Source organism: Rummeliibacillus sp. TYF-LIM-RU47 (genome assembly GCF_008638315.1).
Taxonomy (GTDB): domain Bacteria; phylum Bacillota; class Bacilli; order Bacillales_A; family Planococcaceae; genus Rummeliibacillus; species Rummeliibacillus stabekisii.
Map to the genome: position 1 here is coordinate 2,038,277 of NZ_VVIR01000001.1, position 18,690 is coordinate 2,056,966.

Below are 18,690 nucleotides of genomic sequence, written 5' to 3' on the forward strand. Positions count from 1 at the left end.
CAAAATTATTTAGTATAATAGAAACAAGGAGGGATTAGTATGCTTAGTAAAATAGGTGTGGAGACTTTAAAAATCTTAAAAGAAAAAGAAAAACACTATATGGAAAAAGATTTCTCGGATTCAAATACAGAAACTAATATAGAAATTACTTTAGGAAGCCAATGTACTTATAAAGAGATTAAAAACAACTTTGATAAATATCCTTATAGTTCAATTTCAGCAACTATAATGTACTTACTTGATGAAAAATATATCATGACAAATATATCAGGCAAAGAAAAAATTTTAGAAATAAAATCCACAGATAATGATACCTATAGATTTATAATTACAGATAAGGGAAGATCATATTTAGAGAATTTAACATATATGAAAATGTCCAAATATTTACCCTTATCAATTTCTGTACTATCATTTTTAATATCCTTAACTGGCCTTATAATGCAATTAATTAAATGGAAATAAATCTCTTAATACAATAAGAGTAGCCAATCGACTACTCTTTAATATACTTTCCTATAATCTATCTTTACCTTCTTCAATAAGTTCCTGCAACATATAAATAATATCCCATAGTTTATCATCAATAAATTTAGTGTCAGTGGTTAACGTTAGTACATCTCTTCTTAAAATAGTTTCAGTGCCATGTTCTCTAGTGTTAATTTCAAAAGCCTCTCCCCGTTCTTCTGAAGAGTTAATTATATTCATTTCGACATGTTTGTGACTATCTAACAAGTCAACATTCCACCTGTAGAGAAATGTAATTTCATCTGCACTAAAATCTCTTAGTTCGTTAATCGTTGATAACCATTCCCCATATACATTGTTTTCTAGCATAATATCTTCTCCAATCATGATGTAATTTCTTGTTGCACCATTTATTATAGTTAACAAAACGGATATTATTATGTGTAATTTATGGAAGATTTCAACATTAATTATAGAATTGCATTTCCTGAATTTTTTCGTGAGTATGTTAACTTTTTAGTTAGATAACAATCTTTGTTTTTCTTGATTAAATTCAGCATCAGTTAGAATACCTTGATGTTTTAATTCAGCAAGTTTTTTCAACTCATCACTTATACTCAATTGATTATTACTATATGAGACGACTTTATCACTTGATTTATTAATTATATGAGATAATAGGTTATGCCAATGATACAACTTTTCTTCTTCATCACCTTTTAGTGTAAGCCCTGTATCATGAGGTGCTAAAAAATAAACTTTATATGAAGATTTTTCAGTATTATTGACGGCAATTTGTAATTCTAATTTATTTGTAATTGATTTAGATTCAGTAGGACTACCTAATCCACCAATAACCGCACCTACTCCCCCTGCTATAGCACCACCAATGATTGCACCTCCAATCTGACTACCTCTATCTGTTTTATTTATAATAATTCCATCTCTTAATATTTCAGATTGAATTATTTCATCAAACGAGTAAACATAAGATTCGTAATCAAACTTACTTATACTTTTAGACAATTCCCATGAATTTTTGTGTTTATTTTCAATAATACAAACTTTATTATTACTTTCATCTAATCCTATGTAAGATTCTAAGTTAGGTGAATAAAATTCTTGTGTGGCGTTAAAGCCTTTAACTGATTTTACAGTATTAATTAACTTTTTCATTATTTCTTCCGCAAAATTGAATTTCCTTTTTTGATCTAGGTATAACCCTACAAATCCACTTACACCAATTCCTATTATGCAGAACCAAACGAACCCTGTACTTAATTCTTCACTGTTACCTGCTACAGCAAATAATAAAAGTGCAAACATTATCATTCCTAAACAACCAATTCCTCCACCCATTTGCGAACCTCCATATTTACATTTTAATTAAATTATATGGAAACTAAGAAAATAAGTATACTAACCTTTTGATAATAAATAATTTTTTAGTCTTAAAAACAATTTTTTGTGAGTGTGTAAGAGGACTTGCTAGCAGGGTAAATCCCAATTTGAGTGATAGACCATGAAGAAATAGTCTATATTCACTACAATACACCTGTCCTAAATCTTAATAAATACACAATAAAAGCGAATCTTCATCACCTTTTATACATAAAATATACTGCATAAACTTTTCATATTCAGGTTTCTATACAATAATCCTCTCAAGCCTTGATAAATCTACTTCTTCCTAAAAGATACATTATGTAAACTAAACTATAAATAAACCTCTTAAAACATTGATATCATTAGGTTTACGCTACTTCCGCACATAATTAGTACACTCAATTTATGATCATTATCTATTGTATATAGATGAATATTTATAAATATATGTATAAATAATAAATATAAGGACTATATACCTGGTGTAAATTACATGGCAATAAATGTATATAATTTTGAACAAAAATTGATTAAAAATCACTCAAGATTTACACATGCGTTATTATGCTCGATTTTATGACTATAACAGGAAACGTGTAGGATAGCATAACACTAATCTTCTCGAATCCCATCACATCAACATTCTTACTTAATTATCCCTCATTCATACCTTCACTAATTTCCACTGTTTCAATATCATCATTATGTATGTTACTGTTATTTCCTACTGTACCTTTATGTATTCTTTCCATTTCCTGTTGCGTATCATTTACATATGGATTTTTGTCCAGTAAGGTTTCAATACTAATGCTTTGCATATCATATAGCGTTTTAAGATTATTAATAACCTCTGTATCGTTACTAGGCACATCATAAGCAAATTGTATATCAAGGGTTTCAAACTCGTTATTTGTGAAGTTCTTCCCTAGATATCCTAATAATACACGATACTTGTTTAATCTCTCCTCTAATCCATCACGCATATAATTTTCATTTATCTTTGCTTTCACGTTTGCTAACGAGTACAAAATTCTAATACTTGTTTCTGATACGTTCGCTATTTCTGCTTTATTCATGGCTACATTTGGGGTTGAACTTATATCAAATAAACTTTGTATTAGTCGATCATACAGGCTATTAAATGCTTCTACATCTAATTGAATACTTGCAAACTTGAAGTCGCTGCCGTCATCTAATTGAATACCCATTCCAACAATGTTACTTGCTATACCATTGCCTTTTAACTCTTGACCAACTGCAATAGGTATGGGATTCATGTTCTTATATACTGTATCAGTAAACTTAGACAATAGATTCTCTATCTCATCAAGAATAAATATCCAGTCATCTAACTCACTCTTACCTTTAGTATGTGATAGTTCATTATCTGTCTTATAAATAACAGGTAATCCACTTAGATTAGTGTACTCACCAATTAGATGTACTTCCCCACCCTCATTGTTATACTCTCGTACAGTATCCTTTTCATATACTACATAATAGGATATTCCGTCATTCACATACGATTGGACAAATGCCATTAACTCTTCATTATGACTGTACAGTGGATAACCTTCCTCTGAATCAATTACTCGGCTCTTAATTTTGCCATCTTGAATATATAGGTACTCATATGCTTCTCCATATGCTAATAAGTTGTGAAGGATTTTTGTATTGATTCTGTCCATCTTACCTTTGCGATTAATCTCATTGATTGCTTTTACTACACGTTCCTTCCCAGTGAAAACAACTGGCTTACTTAATAAGAATGACTTCTGAAAGTTTAGTAACGTTTTTGCGTAACTTACAACTAACTTCCTCGGATTATATTGCTTACCATTATAATTGTAACTAGGTCTATTTAAGATAGCATGTGAACCATTTAAGTATTCTTTTTTACTATGTATATCTTGTACTCTCATTTGCTGGCTTGGCTCTGATACATGTTCTACAAACCATTGTGAACTCCCAACATACTTGGCTTTTATGTATTCGTTCAATTCCATTCAAATCACCTCTACTTATTATTGTTTTCTCTAATACCTGCAAACTTTTCTTTCAACTGTTGAGGTAACGGTACATTCATTGCTTCTAAGTTTTCAATTAAACTAATCGCTTCTACTGCTATCAAATAATAGGCTACCATTGTACGGAATACAGGTACTCCGCCAATTAGTAAATCAAGCATATTTGCTACAATTAGAGCAACGAAATACATACACTTTTTCAAGATACCTTTAAAACCTTTTTTACTTGAAACTTCACCTGTTATCCAACTTTTTATAATTCCAGTAATGAAGTCAAATGTCATGAATACTACTAAAATTGACAAACTTACATGCCAATCTCCTATAAGCCATGTTAAACCTGTAAGTGTTAATGTTAATGTCCATATTAATTTTTCCAAAAATTATCTCTCACCTTTCTGTTTACAATGATTCAATTTCATAAATGTTAAATCGCTACATAATACTTGTTTAATTTCATAGCCTGTATAGCCATTGAAACTGCTATTACTAAGTCATCATGATTTCCTTTTCCTTTTTTGTTACCTGTTTTTCCGTTATTCTCTTGGAATATCTTCATTTCATCTAGTGTTTCCAGTGAATGAATAAGAATCATATTGCACTCAAAATGTTCCTTCATATCATTTACAATGATTGGCTTTGTTACGTTAGTTGTCATGAAACCTAGTTGCCTAATCTTCTTACCTCTTTCATTAAATACTTTCTGTTTCAATAAGTTTTCATAGCCATACTCTTTTCTCAATCTCTCCAATAATGGCAAGCCATAACTGTTACGCTCTACACATAAAAAGGCATAATTAAAGTACCTCCCTAGATCATTCACCACTTGAGCAAATTCATAGACAGGTACTTTATTTGAGTAGAAGCAAGCACACTGCTCACCCTCTGCATTAAATATGGAAATTGTGCTATTATCTTGACCTACACCACTTGCAACGTCTACCCCTCCAAAATGTCGCATTTTCGACTTAGGGAAGTTGTAAATAAATAATGACTTATTCAAATACTTATGTAATGATTCAGGTAGTTTCTCTCTTGCTTCTTTAATATGTATAGGTTTCTTAGCATTATTGAAGCGTGTAAGTATCTTATCAGTATCAAATACACTCTTATTAGATGTGCTAAATGCTACTTCTGGTGTTATAGGAAACTCTCGATTCCATTTTTCAAGACTATTTAATGTTATGTAATATCTTCTGTACATTAATTGACGAAACGAACAGTTATATTTCTCTTTCAATTCAATTTCATCTTGTTCTAAGTCGTCATAACTCATTCTTTTTCCCTTGTTATTAACCTTCCACCATTCCTCGGCTTCATCAAATGAATGTTTAAATTGCTTTGTATATGCTTCTGCTAACCACGAATAGAAGAAAGGTTTCCATACACTATCATTCGTTCTGTACGCTTCCATAAACAATTCCTGATAATAATTAAATCCCATTGCAGTGCTTTCAATAATAATGGCACTATCAGGGTTCTTTGCTAATGCTGGAATGGCAGTTGCTATAATTTCTTCTTGCACATTTACGGGATACTTAGCCATCTCTGATAGATGGATTAATTGAAACGTATTACCTGAAATACTATCTGTACCTTCTGCTGTTGCAACTACAATCCTACTACCATTTACAAATGACATTTCATCTCGGTTATCAATAGTAGTTTTAGGGAACAGTTCGGGGTACTTATCATGCGGTAACGAGTTGTACATCTTTTTCAGTTTGCGTAGCAATGACTGTGTAACCTTACCGTTATGGGTCATCATCAAATAAGAAGTATCAGGTTTAGTTAAAGCACTGAATATCATGTAACCTAAACTTAGTGTAGTAAATCCAATTTGACGACCCTTTGCAATAATATTATATTTCCCCATATCATCAATGAATTGTGACTGCTCAGGGTTCAAAACAAACGGTACACTCTCATTATCATTATTAATAATCTTAATAAAATTCTTGCTAAACAATTTGAAATCCTTTGTAATCTTTTCTAGTTTCTGTTTCTTGGTAAGTGTAGGCATATACTACACCTCCAGTTCCAAATCATCTTCTTCAATCTCATCATCTGATTGAGTAAAATAACTCGCTGCTAATTTGGATTGTTGATTCAGTTCCTTTTGTAATGCGATAAATAGTTTAATACTTTTCTCGTCACCCTTCTTGGCTTGCTCAGATACAATTGAATAAATCTCCTCATAGTCTTGTATTACCTTAGTATTAAGGTACAATGTGACCAACATTTTATATTGATCAGTCTTTTCCCATCTGTAAAAAGCGTTCATTGATTTTCGATTAACATTTTTCAATAGTTCATCTTCTGTTTTTAATGGCTCTGATTGGTCAAAACGCAAATCAGGAAACTTATACTTAAAGTACATAGCGTATTCCCATTTAATAGTTTTCAACGCATCATGTATGTTCATCTTGAATACATCTCCTTATGATTAAATAAAAAAGAACTACCTCTCAGCAGAAAACTCAAGAATGAGATTAGTTCATAATGAATAAGCAAAATCGAATAAGTTATATTTTGACGACATATTTAATATAGTTTAAAAATTAATTAACTAACCTTCTAATTATCAAATTAAAATTAAACTAATAATAATCTTGCATATATATACTCACTATTAGCCCTATATTATATGTATCGTCAATTTATAACTTATTCGATTTTACATAGTATTTATGGAAGAATTACCCTTAATAAGGTAACTCCTCCAGTGGAATTTCAACTACAATACCAAATATATTTTCTATATCATTTCTTTGTTTGTAGTATTCATTCGTTGTTATTACTTTCAACTTTTCATATGGTACAGGTGCAGATGTAAATTGATCAAACTCATTAATTATGTATGTATTGGCTTTTCTTTGTGAAGCGTCTAATGCTAGGCAGAAATATTCTTGATTATATATTACTTCAATCATCTTATATTGTTTCATTTGGTCAAGATAACGCTCAAGAGTTTTCTTAGGGATATTAGTTTCTTCAATCAACTTTTTAATTGGTATATCCCAGCCTTCATCAAACTTATCATTCATTCTACTTATGTATGAATAGAGATAAAATGCAGTGCAACCTAACTTCTCATTACTCATGCAATAGATAAACACTTCAAATGGAATACAGTGAGTGTCTGAAACGTCATAGAACGTTCCCTCTTGGTCAATGTTACCTTCATCATCATAAGCCCTCTCAAATGCTTTAACAGGATATTTAATACTGTATTTTCTACTTAAGTGTTCTTTAATATATTTTTGGTTAAACTCGTCCATCTCACTAAGCATAGAAAACTTTAATCCTTCAAATTCATCAAATTCCCAAAGTAACGGCAAGTCCTTTACAGTTTGAGTATATCCAATTTGATCAAGTAACCCATCTTTTTTGATAATGTAATCAATAGTCTTTTGGTCTTTGTGATAACCTAAAATTTCTTTCATCTGTTTATTATCAATAAAAGGAACATCATATTTTGTATATCTGTAGAGCCAATTTGTTAAATAGTAATAACAATACGCCACTGGTACATGTAAACTTTTAATTTCACTTTTTTGTAAATCTTTAAATATTTCATTTGGTATAAACACTTTCGATTCTAATTCATTAAACTTTAATAATTGTTCGATTTCATCATATTTCATTATGGATTTCCTCCGATTTAAGTTGTTAGTTTTAAGTTATATTATTTGGAAAGTTATAAAGATTTGTTTTCATTCTTTTTATTTAGATACGTTTGCAATTTTTCATCTAAATAAAACATAGTGAATGGCATATTATTATTAAGGTTTCTTGCTCTTGTTATGTATGTAAATCCATGTTCAATTAGTTCATCTACTGTTTTGCGATTATAGCAAAAGAAAAACTTTGTTCTATCCACTAATGATTACCTACTTTCTTTGTCGTATATTTAACTTCATTTTTTCTAGTTAATGCTAATGAGAAAATTTGTTCATCTGTCAGTTTCTCTCTTGTCATACCATAAATTGGATATGCAAACTTCTTAACGTTATACTGCAATTCATAACTGTGGGGAAATTCCTTTTCAAATACTGAATAGAAGTCAAGCATAGGAAATAGATTGCTTATGTACTTTAAATCGAGATCAGTTTGCAATTTACCTTTATCATCAATTCTTAATTTCCTTTTTAGTTTATGTTCTTCTATATAATCCTTGAAGTCAGATTCCGGATGAGCATTGAATAACGGTTCGTAATACTTCCTAATCTCCATCACATCTAAATAATGTTGAAATGCCTTTTGTGATACTCCTCCATAGTTGTTATATGCACCTAAATAATAAGAATCAATGCATGCAATAAACGCTAATTGTTCCTCATTTAAAGTAGAGAAATCCAAAATATCGTACATAGTTAGTATTAGTAATGAAGAAGAACCATTATATTTCATGCAATAGTTGTCCTTACTTACATCATCAATAAGATTTAAGTTTGCCGATTGAATGTTATATGTATCGTTTTTACTCAATTTAGTAGTATGATTATCAAATGTTTTCATTCCAGCAGTTGCACAGTCAATTGCAAATGTATTTTTAAATACAGAATTATCATTGTAATGCAATCCTAAAAATGAATAATAGGAACTCACCTGTGTACCAAATTTCTTATTCATTACTGCTTGTCCAAATAGTGAATCTAAGTCATCAGTAATCATTGAATCTAACTTTCTAAGTTTTTCTTCTTTTGTCCATTCTGGCATTAAATCCATATATTCTTTTTTCATAATTATTAGCGAAAAATTTATTCACTAATATCTTGTTGAACGTTATATATCCTTATGTTTATCCTTTAATAACAAATCTTCACTTATTAAATATCCTTGTAAAATCTCCTGTTCAGATTTACAAGGATACTAGGTAATAAAACTTCTCACTATTGCACCTACCTTTTCGTTTTAATATTTTGATTAATAATTTTCTATGTAGTTTTTGTAACGTGAATACATACTTTCTTTGAACTCGTATTTTCCATTTTCAAATATGCTTATAAATGCTTGAGTTACACCTAATTGACTTGCCACCTTCCCCTGCGAAATCCGTTTGCGTTTTCTCAACATAATTAACTTTTCTTTTTCCGTAAATTCAATTTCATTCATTGTTATCTCCTTATAAATATCCGTATAAAATTAAAGGAGGGCTAAATATGCCCCCCCTTCAATTAGATATGTATTATTTTGTTGTTAAAGTTACAACTGAAATTCCTTTTGGAGAACCTACTTTTAGAGAATACTCTGAAACAACTTGACCACGTTCTGAATCCCCGATTTTGGCTAATGGTTCAAAACTTGCTTCACGTAGAGTTACAAGATCAACATAGACGTCATTAAATACCACAACTTTATCTGCTGGGATATGCTTAGAAAGTACAAAGTTCAAAGTACCATAGTTAGTATTAACACTGTCTGCAACTAAGCCAAAGTTTGTTGTTACATGTTGGTAAGAATAAGAACCGTTATAGTAGTTGTCTACTTGTTCTTTTGCGTCTGCACCTAGCAACACATATAGAGTACCTTCTGCAAGGTCTTTATCCCATAAGTTACGTGCTGATTGTTTAACTAATTCAACAGTTTTAGCAATTGCACCTTCAACTGCATTTGTAGCGTCTGCAAATTCAATAAGACCAGACATTTTACGAATACCCGATACAGAACCATCATCTTTAGTTCCATTGATTAAAGTTTTCTCAATTTGAATCTTCATTTCCAAAAGCCTATCAGAAATTTCAGCACTCAATTGACCGTTTGCCATACGTTCAGCAGTGCCTGAAATTTCAACTGCCTTTTTAAAAATTTGTAATACGTTGTTATACTCTTTGCGAACTGATTGTTGGAAAGCGTCAGTTACAGAACCTTCAGCAAATGTAATATCTTCTGTGTTATCAAGAGTTTTCTCTCTCCAGTTGAAAATAGTAGACAGTGATTGTTCTACATTACCTTTAGCCATTAATAGTGAAGTGAAAGGTGTTGCTTGTTTTCCAATTTCAGCAATCTCTTGTGATAAAGCAATTTTCTCATTTTGTGTAAAGTTTTTTGATGTAAACATAATATCAATCTCCATTTCTAATTTTTAATTTTTTATATATTGAATGACAATTTCTTGCCGAACAACCAATTTTACTTACCAAATAAACCATTTAACTTAGCAGCGATCATGCCACCTACATCTTTTTTAGCGTGTGCTTGTTCATATTCGGTTGTTGAAGTTGCTCCACTAGGCACATAAGAATTAGTAATCTTATCTTGCTTATAGATTTCTTGAAGCAACTTGATACTCATATCTAACTCGTCATTATTTTGCACTTTAATCAGCGGTGCAAATTGTCCGAATCCATTATCCTTAAGAGTTAATTCAACCTCTTTAGCAAACAATTCCTCTTCACGCTTTTTAAGATTAATTTCAGCGTCTGTGAGTGGTTGGGATAACTTCCCTTGCAATTCCTCTAATTTCACCTTTAATGCATCATAATCGGCTTTGAGGACTGTTTCAGGGGCTTCTTGTTCAAGTTGTTCAGTTGTTTCTATTTGTGTGTTTTCTTCCATTCTGATACCTCCAATTAACATAGCGTTATTAATTAAAATTTGTGTACTTTAAGCGTACTTAGCATAAAGGTGAACGAATACACTACTCACCTTCTAAAAGGTCTGTACGATTAAAATACAATATAAAAAAGCCACTCAATTTGAATGACTTGGGGAAACCTTAGACTATTTAAAAATATAAATAAAAAGAAAAGAGGAGGAGTATCAGTATGGCGACTAACACTCCAACATAAATGAATAAAAAAGTATTGTGGGGTGATTTGCCCCAGTACATTATTAAAATTTATTAATAACATAATGCGATATATCACCTGTTATATGTGAATCCATTCTGATAAATACGACATTTAGTGTCCACCATTTCTACCCTTTCCTATTATAGATAACAGGAATGTTGTTATATCAACGCTCATGGGCTACTTTGCGGAAGTTTTCATGCAATAATCGTTAAATTATGCGTTTTTTTAACTAATAATCATTCTGATAAATAGCATTAACTGTTTACATTTTTTCTACCCCTCCTATAGGGAACTCCTTACTTGTTGTCGTATCAAGGGTTGAAGGGTACATTTGCGAAGGTTTTCATGCAAAATGGCAATTTATATTACCCTTCCTATAGAAAACCATAGGAATGTTGTTATATCAACGTTCATGAGGTGTTTTTATGACGTTTTCGTGCAAAAATGCCCATTTTGACGATTTTACTCTTACCTTCCTATAGGGGGAATTGGGGTTTCAGTTTTATCAACGGTTCATAGCCACTTTTACTGCAACTTTTTTGCAATAATGACCAAAAACGCATCTTTTTACCCTTACCTTCCTTTAGAGACTATTATAAAATCAGTTAAATTATATAGCAAAATCAAGGAAAACGGCACTTTAGTGTACTAAAATATTTTTGCAAACCCTTATGTATCAAGGGGTATATCGTTTTGTAAATCAAATATATTTACTTTTTCTACCTTCCTTTAAAGGGATATTGTAAAATTCCATTAAAAACATAGTAAATGTAACGATATTAACACTTTAACTAAATGAATTATTTTTAGAAATCTAAGTATATCAACGGTTATATCGTTTTAACTTTTCTTACCTTCCCTTAGAGACTATTATCCAAATATTAACAATACCTTATGTTTATTGACTTTCTTAAGATATGAAACTTTAATCAAACTGAATAACTCACATTAACTCTTTTTGAAACCCTTATGTTTATTGAGTTTTGAATCGTTTTAACAGGTTGGACATCGTTTTCAGACGTTCTAGTGATTACCCTTCCTTTATACACCACTAACTAATACCTTGAAAACACTTTTAAATGCTAAGATATACGTTACTTATAGATAAAGTAAGTAAAATCAAAGTTGATATAATAAGGTTATATCGTTTTAACTTTTCTCGCTTTACCTTCCTTTAGAGACTATTATAAAAATAACTGAGAAACCCTGTAAATTTAATTAAAGTGGAAGTTTAGTTCGTTAAATTATTTTAGAAATCCTTATACAGCAAGGGATATATCGTTTTAACTTTTTCTACCTTCCTTAAGAGGGTTATTGTAAAAATCCTATTAAAAGATAATAAATTCAACAATACTAACAATTTAACTTAATAAAGTATTTTCAGAAATACAGTCGTCTCAACGGTTATATCGTTTTCAACTACTTCACATCTCTTATTTTCTTCTATCTCCCTTAGAGACTATTAAGGAATTCTTAATTATACCCTTAGAAACGTTGATTTTACTGAATTTTCGTCACTTTAATTAAGTGAAGTGTATATTTTGGAATTGATCAATCCCTTGTGCCAGTAAGGCTCATCAACGTTTTTAATTTGATAACATCGTTTTAATAAGCGTCTTAATTTCACCTTCCTTTAACGTGTATTAACTCATACTCACTAAACACCAGTAAATCCGTACATATAAGTACTTTAGTAAGTTAAAGTGTTTTAATGGGGATTGATTTAATCAACTATTATCGTTTTAACAGTTTTATTCTCTATCCATATATATGATTTGTAATCAAGTCCTTGATATGACTAGGTTGTGAAGGTTTCCTATTTTCCTAAATTATAGTATCCCTTATTATTTACTTGACTTTTCTTTACTCACTATGGCATAAAGCAGAATAGGAATTGCTAGGCTTGGTGCAAAGTTTGTCTGCCTAGTTCTCTATAAAACAATAAAATAGAATTATAGGAACAAAGACAGACAACTATTACATAAAGCGTCACAGTGTATTGTAAGTATTGTATGCTCTCATTCTGTTGCGTGTATTTCTACACAACAAGCCTACTTTCTACTTCTGCCCCCGAAAGTTCAAATATGTCTTATATAAGCGATCATGCTTGTACAAGTGAATAGTTATCTTACTTTGAAGAACTCACTAAACATACTATCTATGGCTTGTCCTACAATGACCGCAGTCATTCAGACCTTCCACTCCTAACCCTTCAAATTGGTGGTTAGCACCATTCACGTACTAAGCATGAATGAGAAATTGCTTGTATTGTACGCTAGACACTTTTTGCGATAGGGTGTCATAACTTGTCAAGGTTATTTTTGTTGAGGGAATTACTAGGCATATTCCTCCCTCATGAACACTTAAAAAAGGGTATACTTAATAAACCTTGCAAAATCGAATTTTTTTCGATAAAATAAGGATAACTTAAATGTTCAATTTAGTTGTATTGGTGTATGGCTATTTGAACCTTTCTTACAAAGGACTTGAGGTGTGAACTCAATGTCCTTTTCTTTTTTGTCATAAATAATCACGTAATTCTATTGCAGTTTCTTCCATATCAATAGATAAATACTTAGAGGTTACACCTAAATCTGAATGACCTAAAGCACGAGAAATAAGATTAATATTTGCGTTCTTTCTTAATAAGTTAGTTGCAAATCCTCTCCTCAACGCATGAGGTGATATATTCTTAATCCCATACCGCCTTGTATATTTATTTAATTGCTTCTGAATGGCATTAGATGTGATTCCTTGCCCTATATACTCACCTTTATTTGTTATGAATACATAATCATTAAACTGGCGATATTCCCTCCTAATTGGCTCATTTTGTTGTAAAAGAATATTGAGCAAGTAAGCCAACTGATCATCAAAAGGAAGTTTCAAGCCTTTATGATTTTTCATGAGTTTACCGTCAAGATTTAAAGTTTTATTTTCTAAGTCTATATGATGTGATTCTAACTTTGACAATGTGGCAATTCTAATCCCTGTTTTATACATCAATAGAACCGCAGTTCCATTCCTTAAATCTAAGAAGGTGTTAAAATCAAGAATGGACATTAACATCTCTATATCTTTATCTGTTGCACCCTCTTTGATTTGTTGGTCAACCTTCACATTGATATTTCTCCAAAATTTATTTTGAACCCATCCGTTATCAAAACAACGCCCTAAATATGCTTTTAAACATTTTAATCTTGTTAATTTCGTTTGGTTTTTAACGTTCATAGACTCTAACCATTGATAAATTAATTCATTCGTTATATCTAATACATACTCTGCCTTAGTCACTGATTGAAACTTACCTACAATTAATTCATAGTCGTAAATAGTGCGAGGTCTAGCACCACTCACTTCCATTTGTCGTATGATAATGCGTAAGGCTTGTTCAATCGTAATCCCATTATCTTTTTTGGAATTTCTCTCCCTATTTAATGGAACTGAAAAGGCATTAACATTTAAATCAACATTAACGTCAAATATACCTTTCCTTTTAGTCACGAAAAAAAGCACCTCCACTTACAAATGAATTTCAGACAGTCAAATGACCGATACTTGAAATTACACTCATAAGCGAAAGTGCTTATTTATCAACCTTATACAGTTAAAATATTACGTCCCAGGAGAGATTCGAACTCCCGACCGTACGCTTAGAAGGCGTATGCTCTATCCGGCTGAGCTACTGGGACAAGTTGTCTTCATGAAGTATTATCATGAGGACAATATTTATTATAGCAGGTTTAGAGAATAAGTCAACGCTAATTTGCTAAATTACTAAATTTTTTTCCGCAATAATTTGTTTCTCTTCTGTATAAAAGGAAACAGACCAACTATTGCCAGTCTTTTCGATTATCGCATAGCTTTTTTCTTTACGGCCTCTTGGCAGTAAAAGGCTTCCTGGATTGACATAAAGGATCTCATCAACCAGTTCTACACCTAGGATATGGGAATGACCGAACAGCACTACATCTGCTCCAACTTCTCTCGCTCGGAATGATAAGGCGTTTAAATTCGATTTGACGCCAAACAAATGGCCATGTGTTATAAAAATGGTCTCACCGTTTATTTCCTTGATGACTTCAGTAGGAAAGTTCATATCATAATCACAGTTGCCTCTGACTTTATACACATCTTTCAGTTCTGACGCATCAAACGGAAGCTCACTGTCGCCGCAATGAAAGATGGCATCAACATCTAAGTTTTGTTTCTTTACTTCTTGTATTATAGTTGCATCGCCATGTGTATCGCTCATAACCAATATTTTCATAGGTGTTTCCCTCCCCTATTGGAGCCAAGTAGGCAAATCACTTGCAAGCTTGCGGATTGCATTGCCGCGATGTGATAAACTACCTTTTTCTGCTGGCGTCATTTCTGCCATTGTCTTTTCTTTTTCTGGCACATAAAAAATAGGGTCATATCCAAAGCCTTGGTCGCCTCGTCTTTCAGTCAAAATCACGCCTTCACACGTACCTTTCACTGTTTCTGTCGGCACATCTGGACCTGCGATAGCTAAGCAGCATGTAAAACGGGCTGTGCGATCTTCTGTAGGAACGCCTTCTAAATTCCGAAGGGCCTTATCCATATTTGCTTCGTCATCATGGTCTCCTGCATAACGCGCTGAATATACGCCTGGTTCGCCGTGTAGAGCGTCTATTTCAAGGCCGCTATCATCTGCTATAACATAGGTATGTAATCGATTAGCGACTGTCTCAGCTTTTAATACGGCGTTTTCTTCGAATGTACTTCCTGTTTCTTCGATTTCCATGTCAGGTGCCACATCGAATAATGTTAGTACTTCAAATCCTAATGGCTCAAAAATAGCTTCAAAGTCTTTTGCTTTTCCTTTGTTTTTCGTTGCTATAATAATTTGTTTCATTATGTACGCCCCTTTCTTCTCTAGGTTATTTTAGCATGTTTCCAATTGAAAAGCCCGAAACATGATGTCTCGGGCTTCGCACTATAGTTGTATTCGTTTGACTTGCAAATCTTTTAAGGGTAACCAACTGCTTGCGATGGACTGAAAAATAGGTACCGAACCTGTTGTATAGAAAAGATGCTTAGGTGGGTGTTCATCCATTCTTTCAATATGCAGAAACTCAAGTGTTTCTTTCACATGCTTTGCAGTTTCTTCTGCAGAAGATACCACATGCACTTCTTCTCCAACTACTTCTTCAATCAATTCTTGAATAATTGGATAATGTGTACAACCTAAAATCATTGTATCAAACCTACTATTTTTCAATGGAGCTAGTGTTTCTTCTACTAGATTAAGTGCAAACTCGCCCTGGTATTGGCCGCTTTCCACAAGCGGCACAAGCCTTGGACAAGCGAGCGCTGTGATAGAGCTAGAAGAATTCAACGAATATATTGCATTTTCGTATGCTCCACTTTTTACTGTGCCAGGTGTAGCAATAACCGCGATACTGCGTGTCTTTGTCGCTTTAATCGCCGCCTTAGCTCCTGCATTAATCACGCCAATGACAGGGAAGGGACAACGCTTTTGTAAGCCTTCTAAAGCAACAGCTGTAATCGTATTACAAGCAATGACAAGCATTTTAATATCCATTTTCGAAAGCTTCTCGACAATTTGGTTTGTAAATTCGATAACTTGCTCTTTAGATCTTGTTCCATAAGGACAGCGCGCAGTGTCGCCTAAATAAATAATCGACTCATTTGGCAAATAGCGCAGCATTTCTTTGACAACGGTTAGCCCACCTACTCCTGAATCAATAACTCCGATGGGAGCATTCACTTTAACCGCCTCTATCCTGGTTCATTTCTTCGTATAATTTACTTAACAATATTGATAGAGATTGAACCTGGTCACTAGAAAAGTCTTTTACTAGGTCTGCCAAATAATTTTGGCGTTGTTCAATTACTTCTTCAATAATGCGCTCTCCTTCTTCAAGCAAATGGATACAAACGACACGACGATCTTGAGTATCTCGAATACGCTGCACAAGCGCATTTTTTTCCATACGATCTACTAAATCGGTCGTTGTACTGAACGCTAAATACATTTTATTCGAAAGATCTCCGATTGTCATGTCACCTAACTCATGAAGCCATTGTAGAGCGATAAACTGTGGTGGGGTAATTGTATAATTACTTAATATTTCTCTGCCTCTTTGCTTAATTAGAGCAGCAATGTGGCGCAGATTCTTTTCTAATAATGCAATCTGTTCGTTTGTTTGAAATTGTTGTGGCTCTTGGTTCGACATGTAGTTTATCCACTCCTCAAAAGGATTACTTATTCCTATTGTGAAGTTTTTTTAGGAAAATGGCAAGTATCCTTTTTAGTCTAGCGAAAACTCTCCTAATCTTATGAGTTCAAGCATTGCTTGAGCACGACTAGATACACCCAATTTTTGGATGGTGTTGGAAATATGGTTTCGTACTGTTTTCTCGCTGATGCCCAGCTCTTTGGCAATTTCCTTTGTAGCATAGTCCTTCATTAATAGAAGAAAAATTTCGTGTTCTCTTTTCGTTAATATTGAATGATGAAAACGACTCATTCCGGGCGCCCCTCCAATCCCCTCACATTGTAACTTATGTAGGGACATGGTTAGCTGTGACGGCATTTCAAGGGCTATTTGACTTTATCGTGTTAGCTTTGTCAATTGTTCTTCCTGCCAACGGACAGATTTACCTGTTTTAGCACTTATTTGTACCATTGCGCCGCGGCCGCCAAAGCAAATCTCGTCTTTTTCATTTACCGCTAAATAGTGTATATCCATGGAAGACGCGCCCATGTCTGCAATCTTGGCATAGACTTTCAACTGTTCTCCGAAATAAACTTGCTTTACAAAATCGCATTGCAAATCTGCTACTACAGGTATCGTTTCACCATTATTTAACCATTCTTGCATTAATCCTAACGATTTTAGGTAATCAATCCTCGCTTGCTCAAAATAAACGAACGGGACAGTGTTATTCATATGACCATATAAATCTGTCTCTGAAAAGCGTACCTCAATCGGTACATAAAAAGTAAAATCTTCTTTCCAATTTTCGATATTGTTTATGTAGCTTTTTAACATTGGCAATTCCCCCTCTGTAAAGAAAAAAATGAATAGCTATTCATTAATTATACAGAACATGTAACTCAAAATCTATTACTACCCATAGTTGTAAAATTTTCAGTAAATATCGTAGCATTATGAATCTCAAAATAAAGATAAAAAAACTCCGCACAATGAATATTGTACGGAGCTTCTATCATTCTTAAAAACTAGTCCACCATGTGGTCAGAACCAAAGAAGTTTCTGAACATTTGAACTGTAGTGTCACGGTTAAGTGCTGCAATTGATGTAGTCAAAGGAATACCTTTTGGACATGCAACTACACAGTTTTGAGCATTACCACAGCTAGCAAGTCCACCATCGCCCATGATTGCGTTTAGGCGTTCGTCTTTGTTCATCGCACCAGTTGGGTGTGAGTTGAATAAACGAACTTGAGATAGTGGTGCAGGACCGATAAAGTCTGAATGGCTGTTTACATTCGGACAAGACTCTAAGCAGACTCCACAAGTCATACATTTAGACAATTCATATGCCCATTCACGTTTACGTTCTGGCATACGAGGACCTTCACCTAAATCATAAGAACCATCAATTGGAACCCATGCTTTTACTTTTTTCAATGAATCAAACATGCGGCTACGGTCAATTTGCAAGTCGCGGATAATAGGGAAAGTACTCATTGGTTGTAATTTAATTGGTTGTGTCAATTGATCAACCAATGATGAACATGATTGGCGTGGACGTCCATTAATTACCATTGAACAAGCGCCACATACTTCTTCAAGACAGTTCATGTCCCAAGAAACAGGTGTTGTTTGTTTGCCGTCAGTCGTTACAGGATTTTCCCGAATTGCCATCAATACAGAGATTACATTCATGTTTGGACGATAAGGAACACGGAATTTTTCCCAGTAAGGGTTAGAGTCCGCATTGTCTTGTCGTTGAACTTCAACTTCAACAAATTTTTGCGCTTCGTTACCCATT

General features: G+C 33.0%; 21 protein-coding genes and 1 tRNA gene. 1 reads left to right on the top strand and 21 read right to left on the bottom strand.

The genetic code is table 11. The annotated features are described in order from the left end of the window. Positions 1–39 precede the first annotated feature (39 nt). The gene (locus F0527_RS10265) at positions 40–465 is read left to right on the top strand and encodes a hypothetical protein (protein WP_150284742.1); all 426 of its coding nucleotides are present in this window, start codon (positions 40–42) and stop codon (positions 463–465) included. A gap of 51 nt (positions 466–516) precedes the next feature. On the opposite strand, the gene F0527_RS10270 is transcribed toward F0527_RS10265, so the two are convergent. From F0527_RS10270 to sdhB, 21 genes are all read right to left on the bottom strand, one after another. Then, positions 517–855: a hypothetical protein gene (locus F0527_RS10270; RefSeq protein ID WP_223823557.1), complete on the bottom strand. Its 339-nt coding sequence runs from the start codon at positions 853–855 to the stop codon at positions 517–519. A 129-nt stretch (positions 856–984) separates the two neighbouring features. Further along, positions 985–1,827 (bottom strand): SHOCT domain-containing protein, encoded by an 843-nt coding sequence (locus F0527_RS10275; RefSeq protein ID WP_150284744.1) that lies wholly within the window; start codon positions 1,825–1,827, stop codon positions 985–987. Between the two features lie 680 nt (positions 1,828–2,507). Further along, the gene (locus F0527_RS10280; protein ID WP_150284745.1) at positions 2,508–3,860 is read right to left on the bottom strand and encodes a phage portal protein; all 1,353 of its coding nucleotides are present in this window, start codon (positions 3,858–3,860) and stop codon (positions 2,508–2,510) included. Between the two features lie 11 nt (positions 3,861–3,871). After that, entirely contained in the window at positions 3,872–4,261 is a 390-nt protein-coding gene (locus F0527_RS10285) for a phage holin family protein (RefSeq protein ID WP_150284746.1), read from the bottom strand. 47 nt (positions 4,262–4,308) lie between these two features. Continuing rightward, complete coding sequence (locus F0527_RS10290) at positions 4,309–5,904, bottom strand: terminase large subunit (RefSeq protein ID WP_150284747.1); 1,596 nt, start codon at positions 5,902–5,904, stop codon at positions 4,309–4,311. A gap of 3 nt (positions 5,905–5,907) precedes the next feature. Then, complete coding sequence (locus F0527_RS10295) at positions 5,908–6,306, bottom strand: hypothetical protein (protein ID WP_150284748.1); 399 nt, start codon at positions 6,304–6,306, stop codon at positions 5,908–5,910. A gap of 280 nt (positions 6,307–6,586) precedes the next feature. Beyond that, positions 6,587–7,528: a hypothetical protein gene (locus F0527_RS10300; RefSeq protein ID WP_150284749.1), complete on the bottom strand. Its 942-nt coding sequence runs from the start codon at positions 7,526–7,528 to the stop codon at positions 6,587–6,589. Positions 7,529–7,581: 53 nt separating this feature from the next. After that, entirely contained in the window at positions 7,582–7,764 is a 183-nt protein-coding gene (locus F0527_RS10305) for a hypothetical protein (protein ID WP_150284750.1), read from the bottom strand. After that, complete coding sequence (locus F0527_RS10310) at positions 7,764–8,558, bottom strand: hypothetical protein (protein WP_150284751.1); 795 nt, start codon at positions 8,556–8,558, stop codon at positions 7,764–7,766. Before F0527_RS10310 ends, F0527_RS10305 begins: the two co-directional genes overlap by 1 nt. Before the next feature lie 252 nt (positions 8,559–8,810). Beyond that, the gene (locus F0527_RS10315; RefSeq protein ID WP_150284752.1) at positions 8,811–8,999 is read right to left on the bottom strand and encodes a helix-turn-helix domain-containing protein; all 189 of its coding nucleotides are present in this window, start codon (positions 8,997–8,999) and stop codon (positions 8,811–8,813) included. Positions 9,000–9,072: 73 nt separating this feature from the next. Further along, the gene (locus F0527_RS10320; protein WP_150284753.1) at positions 9,073–9,945 is read right to left on the bottom strand and encodes an SU10 major capsid protein; all 873 of its coding nucleotides are present in this window, start codon (positions 9,943–9,945) and stop codon (positions 9,073–9,075) included. Positions 9,946–10,016: 71 nt separating this feature from the next. Next, the gene (locus F0527_RS10325) at positions 10,017–10,442 is read right to left on the bottom strand and encodes a hypothetical protein (protein ID WP_150284754.1); all 426 of its coding nucleotides are present in this window, start codon (positions 10,440–10,442) and stop codon (positions 10,017–10,019) included. Between the two features lie 2,759 nt (positions 10,443–13,201). Continuing rightward, positions 13,202–14,185: a tyrosine-type recombinase/integrase gene (locus F0527_RS10330; protein ID WP_150284755.1), complete on the bottom strand. Its 984-nt coding sequence runs from the start codon at positions 14,183–14,185 to the stop codon at positions 13,202–13,204. Between the two features lie 114 nt (positions 14,186–14,299). Then, positions 14,300–14,373 (bottom strand) — tRNA-Arg (locus F0527_RS10335). Between the two features lie 77 nt (positions 14,374–14,450). Beyond that, positions 14,451–14,951, bottom strand: a complete 501-nt coding sequence (locus tag F0527_RS10340; RefSeq protein WP_150284756.1) for a metallophosphoesterase — start codon at positions 14,949–14,951, stop codon at positions 14,451–14,453. Positions 14,952–14,966: 15 nt separating this feature from the next. Further along, entirely contained in the window at positions 14,967–15,560 is a 594-nt protein-coding gene (locus F0527_RS10345; RefSeq protein WP_150284757.1) for an XTP/dITP diphosphatase, read from the bottom strand. Between the two features lie 81 nt (positions 15,561–15,641). Continuing rightward, positions 15,642–16,436 carry a glutamate racemase gene (gene racE, locus F0527_RS10350; protein WP_150284758.1) on the bottom strand — a complete coding sequence of 265 codons (795 nt, stop codon included), beginning with the start codon at positions 16,434–16,436 and terminating at the stop codon, positions 15,642–15,644. A 1-nt stretch (position 16,437) separates the two neighbouring features. Beyond that, positions 16,438–16,905 carry a MarR family winged helix-turn-helix transcriptional regulator gene (locus F0527_RS10355; RefSeq protein ID WP_066788665.1) on the bottom strand — a complete coding sequence of 156 codons (468 nt, stop codon included), beginning with the start codon at positions 16,903–16,905 and terminating at the stop codon, positions 16,438–16,440. Between the two features lie 75 nt (positions 16,906–16,980). After that, the gene (locus tag F0527_RS10360; protein WP_066788667.1) at positions 16,981–17,199 is read right to left on the bottom strand and encodes a helix-turn-helix domain-containing protein; all 219 of its coding nucleotides are present in this window, start codon (positions 17,197–17,199) and stop codon (positions 16,981–16,983) included. A gap of 84 nt (positions 17,200–17,283) precedes the next feature. Next, complete coding sequence (locus tag F0527_RS10365; RefSeq protein ID WP_150284759.1) at positions 17,284–17,724, bottom strand: acyl-CoA thioesterase; 441 nt, start codon at positions 17,722–17,724, stop codon at positions 17,284–17,286. A gap of 191 nt (positions 17,725–17,915) precedes the next feature. After that, positions 17,916–18,689 carry a succinate dehydrogenase iron-sulfur subunit gene (gene sdhB / locus F0527_RS10370; RefSeq protein WP_066788675.1) on the bottom strand — a complete coding sequence of 258 codons (774 nt, stop codon included), beginning with the start codon at positions 18,687–18,689 and terminating at the stop codon, positions 17,916–17,918. Position 18,690: the final 1 nt, after the last annotated feature.